This is a genomic window from Agromyces sp. CF514 (genome assembly GCF_900113185.1).
Lineage (GTDB): Bacteria > Actinomycetota > Actinomycetes > Actinomycetales > Microbacteriaceae > Agromyces.
In genome coordinates, this window is the sequence record NZ_FOZD01000001.1 from 226,465 (window position 1) to 244,702 (window position 18,238).

An 18,238-nucleotide genomic window follows, 5' to 3' on the forward strand; every position below is an offset into this window, starting at 1 on the left:
TGACGAATCCACGCGTGACAGAATAAAGAAATGCCGATTCACACCGCAGTCGCGACGCTCAACACCAACCTCGGACCCATCAAGGTCGACCTCTACGGCCACCACGCGCCGAAGACGGTCAAGAACTTCGTCGGCCTCGCGACCGGCGAGATCGAGTGGACCCACCCGACCACCGGTCAGAAGACCAACGACCCGCTGTACGACGGCGTCGTCTTCCACCGCATCATCCCCGGCTTCATGATCCAGGGCGGCGACCCGCTCGGTCAGGGCATCGGCGGTCCCGGCTACCAGTTCGACGACGAGATCAACCCCGAGCTCGACTTCACCGAGCCCTACGTGCTCGCGATGGCGAACGCCGGCATCCAGGGCGGCCGCGGCACGAACGGGTCGCAGTTCTTCATCACCGTCGGACCGACCACCTGGCTGCAGGGCAAGCACAGCATCTTCGGCAAGGTGACGGATGCCGCCAGCCAGGCGATCGTCGACAAGCTCGCATCCGTGCCGACCGACGGCCGTGACCGACCGCTCGACGACGTGGTGATCGAGAGCGTCACCGTCGAGCAGGTCTGACGATCAGGTGACGGATGCCGGCGCAGAACGCGCGAACTTCTGCTACCGGCATCCCGACCGTCAGAGCTTCGTGCTCTGCCAGCGTTGCGGGCGCACGGTCTGCGGCGAATGCCAGACCGCTGCGCCCGTCGGCGTGATCTGCCCCGAGTGCATGCGCGAGCAGCGCGCTTCGGCGCCTCGGACCAAGCCCGCGGCCTCCACCCGCCTGCGTTCGGCAGCGGATCGTGGTGCGCCCGTGGTCACGTATTCCCTCATCGGCATCACTGCCTTCGTGTACCTCCTGCAGTGGATCCCCGGACTCGGGGTGACGAACGCCCTGTTCTTCAGCCCGGTCTTCATGACCGAGGTGTTCCCCGAGCCGTGGCGCGCCCTGACCTCGGTGTTCCTGCACTCGACGTCGTTGCTCTTCCACATCCTGCTGAACATGTACACGCTCTGGATCTTCGGGCGTCTCCTCGAGCCGATGCTCGGCCGCGGTCGGTTCCTCGCGTTGTACCTGATCAGCGGCATCGCCGGATCCATCGGAGTCGTGGTGTTCGCCGACCCGGGGTCCCAGGTGCTGGGCGCATCCGGCGCGATCTTCGGGCTCATGGGCGCCTTCGTCGTCATCCAGCGACGGCTGGGCGGCAACATGACCCAGCTCTACATCCTGCTGGCCGTCAACCTCGCGATCGGATTCATCCCAGGCGCGAACATCTCATGGCAGGCGCATCTCGGCGGCCTCATCGGCGGCGCGCTCGTGGGTCTCGTGCTCCTCGAGACGCGTTCGCGCGCCCGCCTCGGCATCCAGATCGGCCTGCTCATCGGGCTCACGGTGGCGTTGCTCGCGATCGGCTGGCTCGTGGCCACCTGGAAGATCGGCGCCTTCTAGTTGTCCACATCTCTCTCCACAACTGGGGAGAGAGTTACACGCGTGTAATTGCGACGGGGTGAGCCGCAGCATGCGCGCGCGGGCATGCGAAACGGGCGGATGTCGCATCCGCCCGTTCGAGTGAGATCAGTGGTGCCGGTCAGCGCCAGCGCGTCGTCATCAGGAAGCCGACGAACGCGATGCCGAAGCCGATGAGGATGTTCCACGAGCCGAGGTCTGCGATGGGCAGCTTGCCCTGGCTCACGTAGAAGACGATGATCCAAGCGAGTCCGAGCAGCATGAAGCCGAACATGACGGGCTTGAACCAGACCGGGTTCGGCGCTTCTTCGCCGCTCGCCTGCTCCGCTCGTGCGGGCTTCGATGATTTCGTACGTGCCATGCGGGTGATTCTATCCGAGACGGCGCGGGACTCACAGCCGAGCGTTGCGCCGGCGGAATAGAATCGACCCCATGTCCGAGTCGCCGTCCGAAGGCCGACGCCGCGACCGAGGGCCGAGCAACGCCCAGGCCGACGGCGCGAAGCCGCGACACCGCGTGAGCGTGGTCGGCGTGATCGGCGAGTTGCTGCTCACGGCCGGCGTGCTGATCCTGCTGTTCCTCGGCTGGCAACTCTGGTGGAACGACGCGATCATGGCCGGGCAGCAGTCGGCCGCGGCATCCGCCCAGAGCGCCGACTGGGCCGAGCAGGCCCGCGCCGAGCGCGGCGATGCACCCGCACCGGCTCCCGCCGACTACGGCGAGCCCGTGGTCGGGCCGGCCGATTATCCGAACGGCGAGGCGTTCGCGGTCATGTACGTGCCACGATTCGACTCGCCCGGAACCCACGACTCGGTGCGCCAGATCGCCGAGGGCTACGGGCTCGACGTGCTGAACAGCTTCGAGACGGGCGTCGGCCACTATCCCGGAACGCAGATGCCGGGCCAGGTCGGCAACTTCGCGATCGCGTCGCACCGCAGCGCGTACGGCGGCGGCATGCACGAGATCGAGCAGTTCCAGCTCGGCGACCCGATCTACATCCAGACGAAGGACGGCTGGTACACGTACCGCTTCCGTGACTTCGAGTACGTCACGCCCGACACGGTCGACGTGCTGGCCGCCGTGCCGCGCCAGCCCTCGGTGGCGCCGACCGATCGCCTGATCACGCTGACGACGTGCAATCCGCTCTACTCGACGGCCGAGCGGCTCGTCGCCTACGGCGTGCTCGACGCGTGGCAACCTGCGTCAGCCGGCCCGCCGGCCGAGATCGCCGACATCGTCGCAACCTGGGGGTCCTGAATGTACGGAGCTCTCTGGCGGGTCCTTCCCGGCCCGGTCTGGCTGCGCATCATCCTGCTGCTGCTGCTCATCGCGGCAGCGGTCTACGCCCTCTTCACGTGGGTGTTCCCCTGGGTCGACGGAATCGTCAACCCGATCGACGTCACGGTGGACCAATGACCCGAATCCTCGTCATCGACAACTACGACAGCTTCGTCTACACGCTGAACGGCTACCTGCAGGAGCTCGGCGCCGAGACCGAAGTGCTTCGCAACGACGCGTTCCCCGAGGCCGAGGTCGCCGACCGCATCGCGGAGTACGACGCCGTGCTGCTCTCGCCCGGGCCCGGAAAGCCTTCGGATGCCGGCGTCTCGATCCCGTTCGTGCGCGCTGCACTCGAGTCCGGCACGCCGCTGCTCGGTGTCTGCCTCGGCCACCAGGCGATCGCAGAGGCCTTCGGCGGCGTCGTGACGAACGCCGAGGAACTCATGCACGGCAAGACCTCGAGCGTCGAGCACGACGGGAGCGACTTCTACGTCGGGGTACCGCAGCCGTTCACCGCGACGCGCTATCACTCGCTCGCCGTCGTCGACGGCACCCTGCCCGACGAGCTCGAGGTCACGAGTCGTACGCACGGCGGGGTCATCATGGGCCTCCGCCATGTCGAGGCGCCCATCTACGGCGTGCAGTTCCATCCCGAGTCCGTGCTCACCGAGGGCGGCTACCGCATGCTCGGCAATTGGCTCGCAGTCGCGGGCCTCCCCGAGGCGCCCGAGCGGGCTGCCGGCCTGAATCCCCTGTTGCGCGCTGCCGACTGACCCTGCGGTCGAGCGCTCGCGAACCGACGGGCTCGCGATCGGGCAGCGCGACCGTCTGTGAGGCTCCGCCTCACCGACGGCTCAGCGCGTCAGCCCGCGCAGTACGTGAGCTCGACCGAGGAGTGCTGCGGAACGTCGCCGGGCGCCAACGACTGATGCGTCACCGGCGACCCGGGCTGGGCCTTGCAGCCGGCATCGGGCTTCGGAACGGGCGTCAGCTGCAGGTTCTCCGCCGACAGCAACGACGAGGCGGCGTCGAGCGCCTGCTCGGTGAGGTCTGGCAGCGTGACCATGCCGTTCGAGATCGTGAAGTTCACGGTCGACCCGGACTCGACCGAGGTGCCGGCCTCGGGATCCGTGCCGAGCACGACGTCGACGGCCACGGTCGGCGAGGTGGTGCGTGTCTCGGAGCCGGCGACCAGGCCGGCATCGGTCACCATCTTCTTGGCCGTGTCGATCGTGGCGTTCCGCGCATCGGGGACCTTGATCGATTCACGGCCTGCCGACACGTAGACCGTGATCGGCTGGTTCGCGTCGACGATCTCACCTGCCGGCGGATCGGTCCGGATCACCAGACCGGCCTCGACATCAGGACTCGTCTCGTCGATGCGCGTTGCGGGCAGACCGAGTTGCTGCAACTGCTCGACGGCGTCTTCGTACGTGGTGTCGACGAACGCGGGAACCTCGCGCGCGTTGGAGGGCACCTCGACCGTCGGTTGCAGGTTGAAGGCCCAGTACATGACCGCGATCACGATCACGATGACGCCGATGATGCCCGACCAGATCCAGACCGCCGGAGGGCGACGCTGGGTGCGGTTCATGGTCTCGTCTTCGGTGAGCTGGCGAAGGGCCAACTCCGATGTCGAGAGCGAACCGGTCGGCGCTCCGAAGAGCATGGTCGACTCGTCGGACCGCTGGTGCACCGGGATCCGTCCGGATGCCGCGGTGTCGATGTCGGCCCGGAACTCGGCCGCGGTCTGGTATCGACCCTCCCTGGTCTTCACGAGCGCGTGCATGACCACCGCGTCGAGTGCAGGCGAGACCTTGGGGTTGATGACGCTCGGCTTCACCGGGCGCTCGCTGACGTGCTGATAGGCCACGGCGACCGGGGTATCGCCACGGAACGGGGGGCGTCCCGTGAGCATCTCGAAGAGCACGACGCCCGTCGAATAGAGGTCGGTGCGCGCATCGACGGTCTCGCCCTTCGCCTGCTCGGGCGAGAAGTACGAGGCGGTTCCGAGGATCGCCGTCGTCTGGGCGACCGTCGTCGACGAGTCGGAAACGGCGCGGGCGATGCCGAAGTCCATGACCTTCACCTGGCCGGTGGTGGTGATCATGATGTTGCCGGGCTTGATGTCGCGGTGCACGACCCCGGCGCGGTGGGAGTATTCGAGCGCCGTGAGCACGCCGTCGATGACGCGAACGGCTGCCGCGGGTTCGAGCGGCCCGTCGTGGATGATGTCCTTGAGCAGGCGGCCTTCGACGAACTCCATCACGATGAACGGGAGCTGCACCTCGTGACCCGACGCGTCGGCGACGGTCTCCTCGCCGGCGTCGAACACGCGGACGATCGTCGGGTGCGCCATCCGGGCCGCCGACTGCGCCTCTTGGCGGAACCGCATGCGGAACGCCGGGTCGGTGGCGAGCTGCGGCTTCAGCAGCTTGATCGCGACCTGGCGACCGAGACGCGTGTCCTGGCCCTCGTGCACGTCCGACATGCCGCCTCGCCCGATGAGCTGGCCCACGCGGTAGCGCCCGGCGAGAATCTGTCCTTCGTCAGTCACGTGCGCGCGGTTCCTCTCTCGTTCAGTCGCGGTCGATGCGATGCGATCCGCCCGCCTTGCGGAGAGGCGGGCGGATCGGCGTCAGTTGTTGGTGGTGCCGGTACCGGTGCCGTCGGGGTCGGGCTCCACCGCGGGTGCGTCGACGGTGACCTGGGCGGCAGGCGAGGCGGCCGAGCTCAGGGCACCGCAGAAGTACAGGTAGCTGATGTTGATGACCGCGCCGTCGGCGGCATCGGCGTTCACCGTGATCGTCACGTTCGTGGCGTCGGCACCGAGCGGCGGAGCCGCCGAAGCCGGCCCGTCGACGTTCACCTGGTAGCCCGAGCGGGTCTGGCCGGCCGGGCACTGCGCGCTCGGCCAGGAGACCTGGATCGATGCTCCGGGAGCAGCGGACGACGGGGAGACGTTCGGCGCGGCACCCGGCGCTGCCGGGGTCTCAGGAGCCGCGTAGTACGTCACCGTCACCTCGGCACCGATCGGCACCGGTCCGGTCGGGTTCACCTCGTAGACGATGCCCGTGCCCGACGGATCGGCCGCGGGGTTGCCCTCGACACCGTTCGCGACCATGCCGAGCTCGCCGAGCTTGGCTCGGGCGTCGTCGACCGAGAGACCCACGAAATCGGCGGCGTTGATCTGCGCGGTCGTCGGCGCCTCGGACGTCGGCGGGGCCGAGCTCGGCGGAGCGCTTCGCGAGGTGGGAGGCTTCGACGTCGAGGGGGTCTTCTCGCCGCCGTTGTTGAGCGAGAGCGCGATGATCGTGCCGATGAGCACGATCGCGAGCACGGCGATGAGGACGATGAGCGGCCAGGTCCAGGGACTCCGCTTCTTCTCTTCGGCCTCTTCTTCGGCGGTCTCGTCGCCCGGGGCGGCCTCGCCGGTGGCGAGCACGGTCGTCGCCGCGGTGGCGCCCTGCTGCGGCATGAGCATCGTGGCGGCCGTGGCGCCTGCGGCACCGAGCACGGCGGGCACTGCGACTGCGGCGCCCTGCACGTCGCCCCGACGCAGCGCGGAGGCGGCCCTGGCGAGGTGGGAGGCCGTCTGCGGTCGTTCTGCGGGGTTCTTGGCGATGCACGCGTACACGAGGTTGCGCACGGGCTCGGAGACGGTGACGGGCAGGTCGGGCGGCGTCTCGTTGATCTGCGCCATGGCGATCGCGACCTGGGACTCGCCCGTGAAGGGACGACGGCCCGCGAGGGCCTCGTACGCCACGATGCCGAGCGAATAGATGTCGGTCGTCGGCGAGGCCGGGTGACCCGATGCCTGCTCGGGCGAGAGGTACTGCACCGTGCCCATGACCTGACCGGTGGCGGTGAGCGGCACCTGGTCGGCGATCCGCGCGATGCCGAAGTCGGTGATCTTCACGCGCCCGTCGGGCGTGATGAGCAGGTTGCCGGGCTTGATGTCGCGGTGCACGAGGCCGGCCGCGTGGGCCGCCTGGAGCGCGTTCGCGGTCTGCGCGACGATGTCGAGCACCTTGTCGGTCGAGAGCACGTGCTCCCGCTCGAGGATCGTCGAGAGCGCCTCGCCGGGCACGAGCTCCATGACGAGGTACGCGCTGCCCTCTTCTTCGCCGTAGTCGAAGACGTTGGCGATGCCCTCGTGGTTCACGAGCGCAGCGTGACGGGCCTCGGCGCGGAAGCGCTCGAGGAACCCGGGGTCGCCGAGGTATTCGTCCTTCAGGATCTTGATCGCGACCTGTCGGCCGATGACGAGGTCGGTGGCCTGCCACACCTCGCCCATCCCGCCGATCGCGATGCGGGATTGCAGTTCGTAGCGCCCCCCGAAGGTGAGCCCTGCGCTCGGTCTCATTTGTTCAGCACCGCCTCTAGTACCTGCTTTGCGATGGGTGCGGCGATGAGATTGCCGTACCCCTCCTGACCAAGTCCCCCGCCATCCTCCACGAGTACCGTGATCGCATACTGAGGGTTGTCTGCGGGGGCAAAACCGGTGAACCACAAGGTGTAAGGGTCGTCCTCGCCGTTCTCCGCTGTACCCGTCTTACCGGCCACGCTGACGCCGTCTATTCTTGCATTACTCGCGGCCCCGGATTCGACGCCGTTCACCATCATCTCGGTCATGGTCTTGGCGGTATCCTCACTGATCGCCCGGCCGAATTCGGATGTCTCGAACTCCTGCAGCGGCGTGAAGTCGGGCGCCGTGATCTGGTCGACGAGGTTCGGGTTCATGACGATGCCGCCGTTGGCGATCGCGGCGGAGACCACGGCCATCTGCAGCGGGGTCGCCCGCACCGTGTACTGTCCGAACGCGCTGAGCGCGGTCTGCGGCTCGTCGAGACCGCGGGGGTAGACGCTGGCCTCGGTCGCGGTGGGGATCTCGAACTCGTGGTTGAAGCCGAACTTCTCGGCCTGCTCGCGGATCGCGTCGTCGCCGAGTTCCATGCCGAGCTCGGCGAAGGGGATGTTGCACGAGAACCGCAGGGCGTCCGCGAGGGTGACGGTGCTGCCGCCGCTGCCGCAGGTGCCGCCGCCGGAGTTGATGACGACCGAGTCGGTTCCGGGAAGCGTCAGCGTGCCGGGGTTCGGGAACGTGCTCTCGGGCGTGTAGCGGCCCGACTCGAGCGCGGCGGCGGTGACGACGAGCTTGAACACCGAGCCGGGAGGGTTCATGTCGCCGCCGGTCGCCCGGTTGATGAGCGGCTCGCTCGGGTCGGCGAGGAGTCCCTCGTACGTCGCCTGGACCTCTGCGCCGTCGTGCACGACCATCGAGTTCGGGTCGAACGTGGGCTTGGTGACCATCGCGAGGATGCGGCCGGTCGCGGGCTCGGTCACGACGACGGCCCCGGAGTAGTCGCCGAGGGCGTCCCAGGCGGCCTGCTGGGCGACCGGGTCGATCGCGACATCCACCGAGGCACCCATCGGGTCCTGGCCGGAGATCAGGCGGTTGATCTTGTCGAAGAACTGCGACGACGACTGTCCGCTCAGGTAGTCGTTCAGCGAGCTCTCGAGTCCGGTGGCCTCGCCGTTCACGGGGATGTACCCCGTGATGCCCGCGTAGAGCGGGCCGTTCGGGTAGACGCGGAGGAACTTGTAGTCGTCGTCGGACGGCTGCGAGAACGCGACCGGCGTGCCGCCGACGAGGATCGGGCCGCGTTCGACCGAATAGCTGGCGTACAGCGTGCGCGCGTTGCGCGGATCGGCCGCCAGGGAATCGGCGCTGAAGTACTGGATCACCGTCGTCGAGACGAACAGGGCGACGAACATCAGCAGGGCGAAGATGCTGACGCGCTTGAGTTCGCGATTCATCCGTCGATCACCAGCCTCGGATGGTTGCGGACCGTATCGGACAACCGCAGGAGCAGCGCGATGATGATCCAGTTGGCCACGAGCGACGAACCGCCCGCGGCCAGGAACGGTGTGGTCAGGCCCGTGAGCGGGATCACGCGCGTCACGCCGCCGACCACGATGAAGACCTGCAGGGCGATCACGAACGCGAGGCCGACGCCGAGCAGCTTGCCGAAGTCGTCCTGGCCGGCGAAGCCGATGCGGAACCCGCGCGCGACGAGCAGCACGTAGAGCGCGAGGATCGCGAACAGGCCCGCGAGGCCGAGCTCCTCGCCGAGGCTGGCGATGATGTAGTCGCTCTGCGGCACCGGCGTGAGCTCGGGGCTGCCGCGCCCCCATCCGGTGCCGATGAGGCCGCCGTTGGCCAAGCCGAACAAGCCCTGCACGAGCTGGTAGCTGCCGCCCGGATCGGCGTTGTACCGGGCGTCGCTCAGCGGGTCGAGCCAGTTCTGGAAGCGGTTGTTGACGTAGTCGAGGGTTTGGCTCGCGATGAGGGCGCCCGCGATGAACAGCCCGAGGCCGAGCACGACCCACGAGAGCCGGCTCGTCGCGACGTAGAGCATGACGAGGAACAGGCCGAAGTAGAGCAGCGCGGTTCCGAGGTCGCGCTGGAACACGATGACGCTCATCGAGAGCGCCCACACGATGAGCAGCGGGCCGAGGTCGCGGGCGCGCGGGAACCGCATGCCCAGGAACTTCTTGCCGACCATCGAGAGCGAGTCGCGGTTGCGCACGAGGTATCCGGCGAAGAAGACCGCGAGGGCGATCTTCGCGATCTCACCCGGTTGGAACGTGGCGATGTCGCCGATGCCGATCCACACCCGTGCGCCGCCTCGCGATTGTCCGAGTCCGGGCACGAGCGGCAGCATGAGCAGGATGATCGCGACGAATCCGGCGACGTAGGTGTAGCGGAAGAGCACCCGGTGGTTGCGGATCAGGAGCATCGTCGCGATGGCGCAGATGATCGCGATCGCGCTCCACGCGATCTGACGGACCGCTGCGCTCTGCCACCCGGTCTCGCCGTCGGCGATGTCGATGCGGTAGATCATGGCGATGCCGAGCCCGTTGAGCAGGGTCGCGATCGGGAGCAGGAAGGGGTCGGCGTCGCGCGCGACGAACCGCATCGCGATGTGCAGCCCGAACACCAGCACCGAGAGTCCGGCGCCGAGCAGCACCAACTGGGTGTCGATGCGACCGAGCGCGCCCAGTTGCACGAGCACGATCGCACCGGCGTTGATGACGCAGGCCATGAGGAGCAGCCACAGTTCGAGGTTGCGCAGTCGCTGCGGCATCCGGATGCGACGGATGCCGGTCGGCGGCGTGCTCGTGGGGGCCTGACCGGTGGCGGCCGTACCGGCGCCCGCGCGTCCGCCGAAGCCGTCGTCACTCAAGGGACTCCTCCAATCGCGACACGATCTTCATCGCATCGGCGAGCGACCCGGCCGTGATCGTCTTCTCGACGCGCTGCTGGTCGTAGGTTCGCAGTTCGGAGACGTCGACCGCGGTCTCGCGGTAGAGCTCGTGCAGCGAGAAGGGTCCGAGGTCTTGCTGGATGCCTTGGAAGATGGCCACGCGACCGTTCGACTCGCCGACGTAGTAGCGGGTCTGGGTCCACTGGTAGCCGAGCACGACGACCGCGACGATGGCCGCGATCAGCGCGAACATCCAGAAGCCCCAGACCCAGCGGCGTCGACGTCGGCGCCGGGCGTCCTCTTCGAGGATCTCGTCGAAGAAGTCCTCGGAGTCGGGCTCGAAGTGGGTCTCCTGCACCGGGTGCGGACGGAACGGCGTGAGGCGGATCGGGCGGGCACGAACCGGCTCGGACGGCGCCCCGAAGGCGAGCGGCGCGGCCGCGGAGCCCACGATGAGCGGCGGCGTCGCGGGTGCGGGCGGATCGCCGATGTCGACGATCACGACCGTCACGTTGTCGGGCGCACCGCCGTCGAGCGAGGCCTTCACGAGCCGGTCGGCGACCTGCTTCGCGCCTGCGTCGGCTGACAGCTGCTCGTGCAGGTCGTCGAACGACACGACGCCGGAGAGCCCGTCGGAGCAGATCAGCCAGCGGTCGCCCGGCCTGGTGTCGAGCACCATCGAGTCGATCTCGGGTGAGGCCTCGACGTCGCCGAGCACGCGCATGAGCACGGAACGGCGCGGGTGCACCATGGCCTCTTCGGCGGTGATCCGACCGGCGTCGACGAGCCGCTGCACGAACGTGTGGTCGGTGGAGATCTGGCTGAGCTCGCCCGAGCGCAGCAGGTAGATACGCGAATCGCCGATGTGCGCGATGACCACGCGGTCTTCATGGAGCAACAGGGCGCTTGCGGTGGTACCCATGCCGGTGAGCTCCGAGTGCTCGGCGACGGTCTCGGCGAGTCGCCGGTTGGCCGAGATCAGGGCGCCCTCGAGCGCGGCGGCGGCCTCGGGAGCGGACTGGTAGTCGGCGTCGGCGTCGGCGACGCGCTGGGTGACGATCGCGCTCGCGACGTCACCGCCGGCGTGCCCGCCCATGCCGTCGGCGACGAGGAACAGCCGTCGGCCGGCGTACCCGGAGTCCTGGTTGTTGGAGCGGATGCGTCCGACGTGCGAGACCGCGGCGCTCGCCTTGATCGACACCATGGGCTACCGCCGCAGCTCGAACGTCGTCGCCCCGACCTTGATGGTCGCTCCGAGTGGGATCTGCACGGGCACGGTCACGCGGGCGCCGTTGAGGAAGGTGCCGTTCGTCGAGTCGAGGTCCTGCAGCATCCACTGCCCGTTCCAGAGCATCATGCGCGCGTGGTGCGTCGAGGTGTAGTCGTCGCGGATGATGATGGCCGAATCGCTCGAGCGGCCGATCGTGATCTCGTCGCGGCCGAGCGGGAACTCGGTGCCGGCCTTCTGGCCGCTCGTGATCACGAGCTTCATGGGGCCGTCACCGGATGCGGGCGCCGGAGCAGCGGGTCGCGACACCGGCGAAGTGGGCACTGCTGCGGCTGCGACCGGCGCTGCGGCCGGGAACGCCGCGGCAGGAGCGGGCGTCGCCGCGGCGGCGTCGGGCTGGAGCTTGCGCACGCGCTGCCCGAACAGGTCGCTGCGCAGCGCGTAGACGATCGCGAAGATGAACGCCCACAGCAGCAGCAGGAACCCGAGTTGCAGGACGAGCAGCGTCAGTTCGCTCATTCGGCCGGCCCCCAGAACCCGCCGACGTCGTGACGTTCGGTCGCTGGGTCGACGCGGGGTGCGGGGGTTGCGGCTTGGGCGAGCACCCGGAACACGATACGCGAGCGCCCGATCGTGATCACGGAGTCGGGCTCGAGGATCGCCTCGGTGATGCGGGCGCCGTTGAGCTGGGTGCCGTTCGTCGACCCGAGGTCGCGCACGCGTGCACGCGAGCCGTCCCATTGCACCTCGGCATGCCGGCGCGAGGCGCCCGAGTCGTCGATCGTGACGTCGGCCTCGCTGCCCCGGCCGATGACGGTGCGGCCCTTGATGATCGGATGCCGCGTGCCGCCGATGTCGAGCACGGGGGTCCAGGCGACCTGGCCCTTGACGTTGCGCGAGTCGACCTGCACGAGACCCTCGGACAGGCCCTCGTCGGACTGGAGCGAGATGGTGATGCCGCCGGCGAACTGGAAGTGCTGGCTCGCGGCGTGCTTCTGCACGAGGTCGACCAGTTCGTCGGTGAGCGCCGGGCCCAGCGCGGTCATGCGCGCGTGGTCTGCCGGAGACATCCGCACGACGAACTGGTTCGGCACGAGCACGCGGTCGCGCGAGACGACCGCCGCCTTGGTGTCGATCTCGCGCTTCAGCGCCGCGGTGATCTCGACGGGCTGCAGCCCCGAGCGAAAGGTCTTCGCGAAGGCGCCGTTGACGGCGCGCTCGAGACCTTTCTCGAAGTTGTCCAGTAGGCCCACAGGTCTCCCGATCCGGTTCCGTGATTGTGTGACATGCTAGCCCGCTCGACTGGGAACGGGATTCCTCAGTCCACCGGGATGGCGGTTTCGTCGGCCTCGAGGTCGAGCGAGAGCGTCGGGATGGAGGCCGTCAGCAGGGTGCCGTCGGAACGGCGGGATCCCGTGACGTCGCGCATGTGCGGCGCCCCGGTGAGGCGCGGGCCCTGGCCGTCGAGCGGCACCGAGACATCCGCACCGTCCTTGACGAGCACCTTGCGGCCGCGCACCGAGACCTCGGCGAAGTCGCCGGCCTCGACGTGGAACGAGATCGCGTCGGACTCGAGGGAGACGCGCAGGCGCGTGCCGCGCAGCGTGACACGGAACTCGAGGCGCGACCACCCGTCGGGCAGGCGCGGGTCGAAGGTGAAGACGCCGCCGTGGTCGCGGAACCCGCCGAACCCGTTGACGAGCGCGCCCCACACGCCGCCGGTGGACGCGACGTGCACGCCGTCGGCCGCGTTGTGGTGCAGGTCGGCCAGGTCGACGTAGAGCGCCGAGCGGAAGTAGCGGAGCGCGAGGTCGTGGTACCCGACCTCGGCCGCGATGATCGACTGCACGACCGCGGACAGCGTCGAGTCGCCCGTGGTCAGCGGGTCGTAGTACTCGAAGTCGGCGAGCTTCTGCTCGGCCGAGAACCGGTCGCCCTGCAGGAAGAGCGCGAGCACGACATCGGCCTGCTTCAGCACCTGGAAGCGGTAGATCACCAGCGGGTGGTAGTGCAGCAGCAGCGGTCGTCGCGTGTCTGGCGTGTTCTCGAGGTCCCACAGCTCCTTCTCGAGGAACGCCGCGTCCTGCGGGTGCACGCCGAGCTGCTCGTCGTAGGGGATGTGCATGTGCGCTGCCGCACGGCGCCATTCGCCCACCTCGCCGGGCGTCACGCCGAGGCGGGCGACGAGCTTCGCGTACGCGACCGGGTCGCGCATCTGCAGGGAGTCGACGGCGGATGCCGCGGAGGCGAGGTTCGCCCTCGCCATGACGTTCGTGTAGAGGTTGTCGTTCACGACCGTCGTGTACTCGTCTGGGCCCGTCACGCCGTGGATGTGGAAGACGTCGTCGGTCGTCGCGCCGGAGCGCCAGAAGCCCAGGTCCTCCCACATGCGGGCGGTCTCGACGAGGATGTCGATCGCGCCGCGGCCCATGAAGTCGGTGTCGCCCGTCGCGGCCACGTACTGGCACAGCGCGAAGGAGATGTCGGCGTCGATGTGGTACTGCGCGGTGCCGGCCGCGTAGTAGGCCGACGACTCGAGCCCGTTGATCGTGCGCCACGGGAACAGGGCGCCGCGCTGGTTCAGCTCGAGGGCGCGGGCGCGCGCGTTGTCGAGCATGCGCTGACGGAACCGCAGCACGTTGCGCGCCACGATCGGCGCCGTGAAGCTGAGGAACGGCATCACGTAGATCTCGGTGTCCCAGAAGTAGTGTCCGCCGTAGCCCGAGCCGCTCACGCCCTTCGCCGCGACGCCGTCGCCGTCGGTGCGGGCGGTCGCCTGCGCGAGCTGGTAGAGGTTCCACCGCACGGCCTGCTGGAGCTCGGGCTCACCGTCGATCGCGACATCCGATCGCTCCCAGAAGTCGTCGAGCCACGCGCGCTGGTGCTCGAACAGCTCGGCGACGCCCAGCTCGGCGCCACGGTCGAGGGTGCGGTCGCAGCGGTCGACGAGCTCGCGCGCGGGCACCTTGCGGGCCGTGTGGTAGCTGATGTACTTCGTGACGCGGATCGGCTTGCCCTGCTCGGCGCGCACCCGGTAGATGTGCTTGGCGAGGTCCTCGCCGATGCTGCCGGACTCGGTGAACGCGTTCTCGGTCGCGATCGAGTGCTCGACGCCGACCGCGATGGTCATGCCCGAGTTCGTGCACTGGTAGCCGAGCATGTACCGGCCGCCCTCGTGGCGCTGCACCCGCGGCTGCAGCACGCGGTCGGCGAAGGACTCAGCCTTGCGAGGGTCGAACGCGCTCGGAGTCTCCTGCACGCCCGAGCGGTACTCGTCGCGGCCGTCCTGGCGGTTGAGGATCTGGCTCGAGATCGTGACCGCGGCGTCGGCGTCGAGCATCTCGACCTCGTAGTCGAGCACCGCGAGGTGGCGGTCGGTGAACGAGACCATGCGTCGGCTCGTGATGCGCACGTGCTTGCCCGAGGGCGTGCGCCAGTCGATCGATCGCGAGAGCGCACCCTGGCGGAAGTCGAGCCGACGGTCGTAGTCGACCAGTTCGGCGATCGTGACCACGAGCGGCTCGTCGTCGACGTAGAGGCGGATCACCTTCGCATCGGGCGCGTTGACGATCGTCTGCCCGACGCGAGCGAACCCGAACGCCTCTTCGGCGTGGCGGATCGGCCACGTCTCGTGGAACCCGTTCACGAACGTGCCGTGGAGGTGCCCGTCGCGGCCCTCCTCGATGTTGCCGCGCAGGCCCAGGTAGCCGTTGCCGACGGCGAACAGCGTCTCGGTCGTGCCCATGTCGTCGAGTCCGAACTCGGTCTCGACGAGCGCCCACTCGTCGATGGGGAACCGGTTGCGGTCGAGGGGATCGGTGTCGGCGAACCTCATTCGGCGTCCCTTTCTTCTGCGGTGTCGTGGTGCGGGCCTTCGGAGGCGGATGTCTCGGCTGCAGCGCGCGCGGTGGCGGCGGTGGCGGCGCGGGCGACGGCGGGCAGCAGCTCGTCGAGCTCGTCGACGATGACGTCGGCGCCGAGCTCGCGCAGGGCGGCGCGGCCCACGCCGCGGTCGACGCCCACCACGAGCGCGAAGTCGCCGTCGGCGCCGGCCTTGATGCCCGACTCGGCGTCTTCGACCACGGCGCACGCCGTCGTCGGCAGGCCGAGCAGTTCGGCCGCCCGATCGAACATGTCGGGCGCGGGCTTTCCGCGGATGCCCTCGCGAGCTGCCACGAGCCCGTCGACCACGACGGTGAAACGGTCGTCGATGCCCGCGGCGGCCAGCACCGAGGGGGCGTTCTTCGAGCTCGAGACGACGGCCACGCGGCATCCGCTCGCGATGACCGCGTCGAGGAACGCGACGCTCGCCGGGTACGGGGCGACGCCCTCGTCGGCGAGCGTGGCGTTGAAGGCGCCGTTCTTGCGGTTGCCGAGCCCGTGCACCGTGTCTTCGTCGGGGGAGTCGGTCACCTCGCCCTCGGGAATGCGGATGCCTCGGCTCTCGAGGAGGCTCCGCACGCCGTCGTACCGCGGCTTGCCGTCGATGTACGCGAAGTAGTCGCCCTCGACGTAGGGCGCGACGCCGTGCGCCTCGAGGTACGGGGTGAACAGGCGCGACCACGCATGCATGTGCACGATCGCGGTCGGCGTCAGCACGCCGTCGAGGTCGAAGAGCCAACCCTCGATGCCGGTCAGGTCGAGCTCTGCGGGATCGGGGTCTGCGGGGGAGCCGGGGCGGGTTTCGGGGGTGTCTGGCGAGGTCACGGCCGTCCTTTCGTCGTGCCGGTCGCGGCGCTGGGGCCAGCCGTTCGATGCTATTGCGCCGGGGTGCGCGAACGCGAGGGCGGATGCCGCGGTTCGGAGCATTCACGGAGGGTTCAGGGTGCGCCCGGTCGAGGTTCCGGTGGGGTTGCCTGCGCCTCGGACGGCGACGGATTCGGGCCGGGGTCGGCTCGAATGGCCTTTGGTCTTGCAAGATGTTAGGCTCTCGTGGCTGGTCACACTTCGGTGCGACCGACTCACAGATGCGCGAGTGGCGGAATTGGCAGACGCGCTGGCTTCAGGTGCCAGTACTCGCAAGGGTGTGGGGGTTCAAGTCCCCCCTCGCGCACGACGAACAGAACGGCCCGGATCCTCGATGAGGACCCGGGCCGTTTCTCGTTCGCGGGTGCTCGTGACATTTCCGGAGATCACGGGGACTGTGGTCGTGCGGGGCGGATGGAAGGCCGAGTTCTCCTGAATGCCGGCACGCCGACCGCATCGGGCAGGGATCATCGGGTGCGGAGGCATCCGCTCGACGAGGCTCGTGGTGAAGGAGGGAACGTGATCGGGACCCTGAACCGCATCGTCGAGCGCATCGAGCTCGACCTGACCGAGGTCGTCGACGTCGCGGCCTTCGCGGCCGGGCTCGGCACCACCGAGTACCACGTGCGCCGGATGTTCTCGTCGCTCGCCGGCATGCCGCTGTCGGAGTACGTGCGGCGCCGCCGCATGACCGTCGCTGCGGCCGACCTGCTCGGCGAAGGGAGCCTGCTCGACATCGCGGTCCGCTACGGCTACGGCTCCACGGAGGCGTTCAACCGGGCGTTCCGCGCGGTGCACGGCGTGAGTCCCGCTGACGTCCGTCGCGACGGCGGCCCCCTTCGTTCGCAACCGCAGCTCAGGTTCCGCCTGACCGTCGAAGGGAATTCGCCCATGGACACCCGTATCTCCGACCGACCCGCCTTCCGTCTCGTGGGGCACGCTGCTCGCGTGCCGCTCGTGCACCAGGGCGCCAACCCGCACATCCAGGCGCACATCGCGTCCATCCCGATGGAGGAGCACGCCCGTCTGAAGGGGCTCGGCGACACCGAGCCCGCCGGGCTGCTGCAGGTGAGCGCAGACGTCGACCCCGACTACGAGGAGGGCAGCGAGCTCACGTACCTGCACGGTGTCGCCGTGCGCGCCGAGACCTCCGTCGCCGACGACCTCGACGCGATCGAGGTGCCCGCGGGGGAGTGGGCGGTGTTCCGGATGTCGGGGCCGTACCCGGCCGCGCTGCAGGAGACCTGGGCGGCGACCGCGACCGACTGGTTCCCGTCGAACCCGTGGCGCCTTCGGCCCGGACCCTCGATCGTTGCCGTGCTCGAGCGTTCCGCGGACTTCAGCACCGCGACCTGCGAGCTGTGGCTGCCGGTGGAGCGCGCGCAGAAGGTGTGACCGGCAGCGTCGCTCACCGGGCACCGCCCGGTCGACGGCGGCCCGCGTCGACGACGCCGGCCTCAGCTCGCCTGGGCGGGATCGAGGAGCACGAGCTCGATGCCCGCCGCCCTGGCGTCGTGGACGAGCGCAGGCGGCGCGTCGCTCGTGGTGATGATCGTGTCGACGTCGTCGAGGGTGCCGAACCGGTGGGCCGCGGTGCGCCCGAACTTGTCGGCCGTCGCGACCAGGACGACGTGCCGCGAAGATGCGAGGGCGGCCTTCTTGACCTGCGCGTCTCCCCAGGTCGCGACGGTCAGCCCGGTGTCGGGGTCGGCGGCGCACGCGCCGATGATCGCGATGTCGAACCGCATGGCCCTGACGGCGTCGGCCGCGCCGGCATCCGTGAAGGAGAGGTCGTCGTGGCCGACGGTGCCGCCGGGCACCACGACCTCGTTGCCGGGCTTGGCGGCGAGTGCGGCGGCGGCGTGGAGCGAGAGCGCCAGCGCGGTGATGCCGAGCCCGGCGAGCTCACGCGCGACCGCGAGGGCGGTGGTGCCGTTGTCGATGAGCACGGCATCTCCGGGCTGGATGAGCGAGGCCGCGTGACGGGCGAGGGTGCGCTTGACCTCGGTGTCCTCCGAGGTGCGGAGCCCGAACGGATACTCGGAGCCGCGACTGACCACGGGCGCCGCACCGCCGCGGATGCGCTGCACGGCTCCCTGCTCGGCGAGTTCGGCGAGGTCGCGACGGATGCTGATGGGGGAGACGCCCGTCAGCTCGGCGAGTTCGTCGATCGTGCGCCGACCGGAGTCGACCGCTCGGATGATCACTTTCTGGCGTTCTGATCGTTGCACGTGATCATTCTGACTCCTATCG

17 protein-coding genes and 1 tRNA gene are annotated in these 18,238 nt (G+C 69.1%); 7 read left to right on the top strand and 11 right to left on the bottom strand.

All coding sequences use genetic code 11. The features are described from left to right. Nucleotides 1-30 precede the first annotated feature (30 nt). Together BM342_RS01045 and BM342_RS01050 are read left to right on the top strand one after the other, a co-directional pair. Nucleotides 31-570 (top strand): peptidylprolyl isomerase, encoded by a 540-nt coding sequence (locus BM342_RS01045; protein ID WP_092963689.1) that lies wholly within the window; start codon nt 31-33, stop codon nt 568-570. Between the two features lie 7 nt (nt 571-577). Continuing rightward, on the top strand, nt 578-1,441 hold the full coding sequence (locus BM342_RS01050) for a rhomboid family intramembrane serine protease (protein ID WP_092963690.1): 864 nt from the start codon (nt 578-580) through the stop codon (nt 1,439-1,441). Nucleotides 1,442-1,580: 139 nt separating this feature from the next. Here the strand turns inward: BM342_RS01050 and BM342_RS01055 are convergent, their stop codons facing one another. Beyond that, nucleotides 1,581-1,820: a cell division protein CrgA gene (locus BM342_RS01055; protein WP_092963691.1), complete on the bottom strand. Its 240-nt coding sequence runs from the start codon at nt 1,818-1,820 to the stop codon at nt 1,581-1,583. A 71-nt stretch (nt 1,821-1,891) separates the two neighbouring features. Between BM342_RS01055 and BM342_RS01060 the strand changes: the two genes are divergently transcribed. The 3 genes from BM342_RS01060 to BM342_RS01065 are packed head-to-tail and all read left to right on the top strand — an operon-like array spanning nt 1,892 to nt 3,513. Beyond that, the gene (locus tag BM342_RS01060; protein ID WP_255368444.1) at nt 1,892-2,716 is read left to right on the top strand and encodes a class E sortase; all 825 of its coding nucleotides are present in this window, start codon (nt 1,892-1,894) and stop codon (nt 2,714-2,716) included. Continuing rightward, the gene (locus BM342_RS19730) at nt 2,717-2,875 is read left to right on the top strand and encodes a hypothetical protein (protein WP_177232004.1); all 159 of its coding nucleotides are present in this window, start codon (nt 2,717-2,719) and stop codon (nt 2,873-2,875) included. After that, nucleotides 2,872-3,513: an anthranilate synthase component II gene (locus BM342_RS01065; protein WP_092963692.1), complete on the top strand. Its 642-nt coding sequence runs from the start codon at nt 2,872-2,874 to the stop codon at nt 3,511-3,513. Before BM342_RS19730 ends, BM342_RS01065 begins: the two co-directional genes overlap by 4 nt. An 89-nt stretch (nt 3,514-3,602) precedes the next feature. Here BM342_RS01065 and pknB read toward each other — a convergent pair whose 3' ends face one another. From pknB to BM342_RS01110, 9 genes are all read right to left on the bottom strand, one after another. Further along, nucleotides 3,603-5,297 (bottom strand): Stk1 family PASTA domain-containing Ser/Thr kinase, encoded by a 1,695-nt coding sequence (gene pknB / locus BM342_RS01070; RefSeq protein ID WP_143109717.1) that lies wholly within the window; start codon nt 5,295-5,297, stop codon nt 3,603-3,605. A gap of 81 nt (nt 5,298-5,378) precedes the next feature. After that, nucleotides 5,379-7,106, bottom strand: a complete 1,728-nt coding sequence (locus tag BM342_RS01075; protein ID WP_092963694.1) for a protein kinase domain-containing protein — start codon at nt 7,104-7,106, stop codon at nt 5,379-5,381. Next, nucleotides 7,103-8,560: a peptidoglycan D,D-transpeptidase FtsI family protein gene (locus BM342_RS01080; RefSeq protein ID WP_092963695.1), complete on the bottom strand. Its 1,458-nt coding sequence runs from the start codon at nt 8,558-8,560 to the stop codon at nt 7,103-7,105. The genes BM342_RS01075 and BM342_RS01080 overlap by 4 nt, the downstream gene beginning before the upstream one ends. Next, nucleotides 8,557-9,891 carry an FtsW/RodA/SpoVE family cell cycle protein gene (locus BM342_RS01085; protein ID WP_092966345.1) on the bottom strand — a complete coding sequence of 445 codons (1,335 nt, stop codon included), beginning with the start codon at nt 9,889-9,891 and terminating at the stop codon, nt 8,557-8,559. The genes BM342_RS01080 and BM342_RS01085 overlap by 4 nt, the downstream gene beginning before the upstream one ends. A 91-nt stretch (nt 9,892-9,982) precedes the next feature. Next, a complete protein-coding gene (locus tag BM342_RS01090) occupies nt 9,983-11,215 on the bottom strand; it encodes a PP2C family protein-serine/threonine phosphatase (protein WP_177232005.1) in 1,233 nt (410 codons plus the stop codon). A gap of 3 nt (nt 11,216-11,218) precedes the next feature. Further along, complete coding sequence (locus tag BM342_RS01095) at nt 11,219-11,758, bottom strand: FHA domain-containing protein FhaB/FipA (protein ID WP_092963696.1); 540 nt, start codon at nt 11,756-11,758, stop codon at nt 11,219-11,221. After that, a complete protein-coding gene (locus BM342_RS01100; RefSeq protein WP_092963697.1) occupies nt 11,755-12,492 on the bottom strand; it encodes an FhaA domain-containing protein in 738 nt (245 codons plus the stop codon). Before BM342_RS01100 ends, BM342_RS01095 begins: the two co-directional genes overlap by 4 nt. Before the next feature lie 65 nt (nt 12,493-12,557). Next, nucleotides 12,558-15,074, bottom strand: a complete 2,517-nt coding sequence (locus tag BM342_RS01105; protein WP_092963698.1) for a glycoside hydrolase family 65 protein — start codon at nt 15,072-15,074, stop codon at nt 12,558-12,560. After that, entirely contained in the window at nt 15,071-16,048 is a 978-nt protein-coding gene (locus tag BM342_RS01110; protein ID WP_092963699.1) for an HAD-IA family hydrolase, read from the bottom strand. The genes BM342_RS01105 and BM342_RS01110 overlap by 4 nt, the downstream gene beginning before the upstream one ends. A gap of 160 nt (nt 16,049-16,208) precedes the next feature. On the opposite strand from BM342_RS01110, the gene BM342_RS01115 reads away from it, so the two are divergent. Then, nucleotides 16,209-16,292: transfer RNA gene (locus tag BM342_RS01115), tRNA-Leu, on the top strand. 212 nt (nt 16,293-16,504) lie between these two features. Further along, nucleotides 16,505-17,380, top strand: a complete 876-nt coding sequence (locus BM342_RS01120; RefSeq protein WP_092963700.1) for an AraC family transcriptional regulator — start codon at nt 16,505-16,507, stop codon at nt 17,378-17,380. A gap of 62 nt (nt 17,381-17,442) precedes the next feature. Here BM342_RS01120 and BM342_RS01125 read toward each other — a convergent pair whose 3' ends face one another. Then, on the bottom strand, nt 17,443-18,216 hold the full coding sequence (locus BM342_RS01125) for a DeoR/GlpR family DNA-binding transcription regulator (RefSeq protein ID WP_092963701.1): 774 nt from the start codon (nt 18,214-18,216) through the stop codon (nt 17,443-17,445). Nucleotides 18,217-18,238: the final 22 nt, after the last annotated feature.

What these genes read in the sequence shown, in the direction of transcription:
- BM342_RS01045 (WP_092963689.1), top strand. Translation starts at nt 31, where the DNA reads ATGCCGATTCACACCGCAGTCGCGACGCTCAACACCAACCTCGGACCC.
- BM342_RS01055 (WP_092963691.1), bottom strand. Translation starts at nt 1,820, where the DNA reads ATGGCACGTACGAAATCATCGAAGCCCGCACGAGCGGAGCAGGCGAGC.
- BM342_RS01060 (WP_255368444.1), top strand. Translation starts at nt 1,892, where the DNA reads ATGTCCGAGTCGCCGTCCGAAGGCCGACGCCGCGACCGAGGGCCGAGC.
- BM342_RS19730 (WP_177232004.1), top strand. Translation starts at nt 2,717, where the DNA reads ATGTACGGAGCTCTCTGGCGGGTCCTTCCCGGCCCGGTCTGGCTGCGC.
- BM342_RS01065 (WP_092963692.1), top strand. Translation starts at nt 2,872, where the DNA reads ATGACCCGAATCCTCGTCATCGACAACTACGACAGCTTCGTCTACACG.
- BM342_RS01075 (WP_092963694.1), bottom strand. Translation starts at nt 7,106, where the DNA reads ATGAGACCGAGCGCAGGGCTCACCTTCGGGGGGCGCTACGAACTGCAA.
- BM342_RS01080 (WP_092963695.1), bottom strand. Translation starts at nt 8,560, where the DNA reads ATGAATCGCGAACTCAAGCGCGTCAGCATCTTCGCCCTGCTGATGTTC.
- BM342_RS01085 (WP_092966345.1), bottom strand. Translation starts at nt 9,891, where the DNA reads ATGCCGCAGCGACTGCGCAACCTCGAACTGTGGCTGCTCCTCATGGCC.
- BM342_RS01090 (WP_177232005.1), bottom strand. Translation starts at nt 11,215, where the DNA reads ATGGTGTCGATCAAGGCGAGCGCCGCGGTCTCGCACGTCGGACGCATC.
- BM342_RS01095 (WP_092963696.1), bottom strand. Translation starts at nt 11,758, where the DNA reads ATGAGCGAACTGACGCTGCTCGTCCTGCAACTCGGGTTCCTGCTGCTG.
- BM342_RS01105 (WP_092963698.1), bottom strand. Translation starts at nt 15,074, where the DNA reads ATGAGGTTCGCCGACACCGATCCCCTCGACCGCAACCGGTTCCCCATC.
- BM342_RS01110 (WP_092963699.1), bottom strand. Translation starts at nt 16,048, where the DNA reads ATGCTCCGAACCGCGGCATCCGCCCTCGCGTTCGCGCACCCCGGCGCA.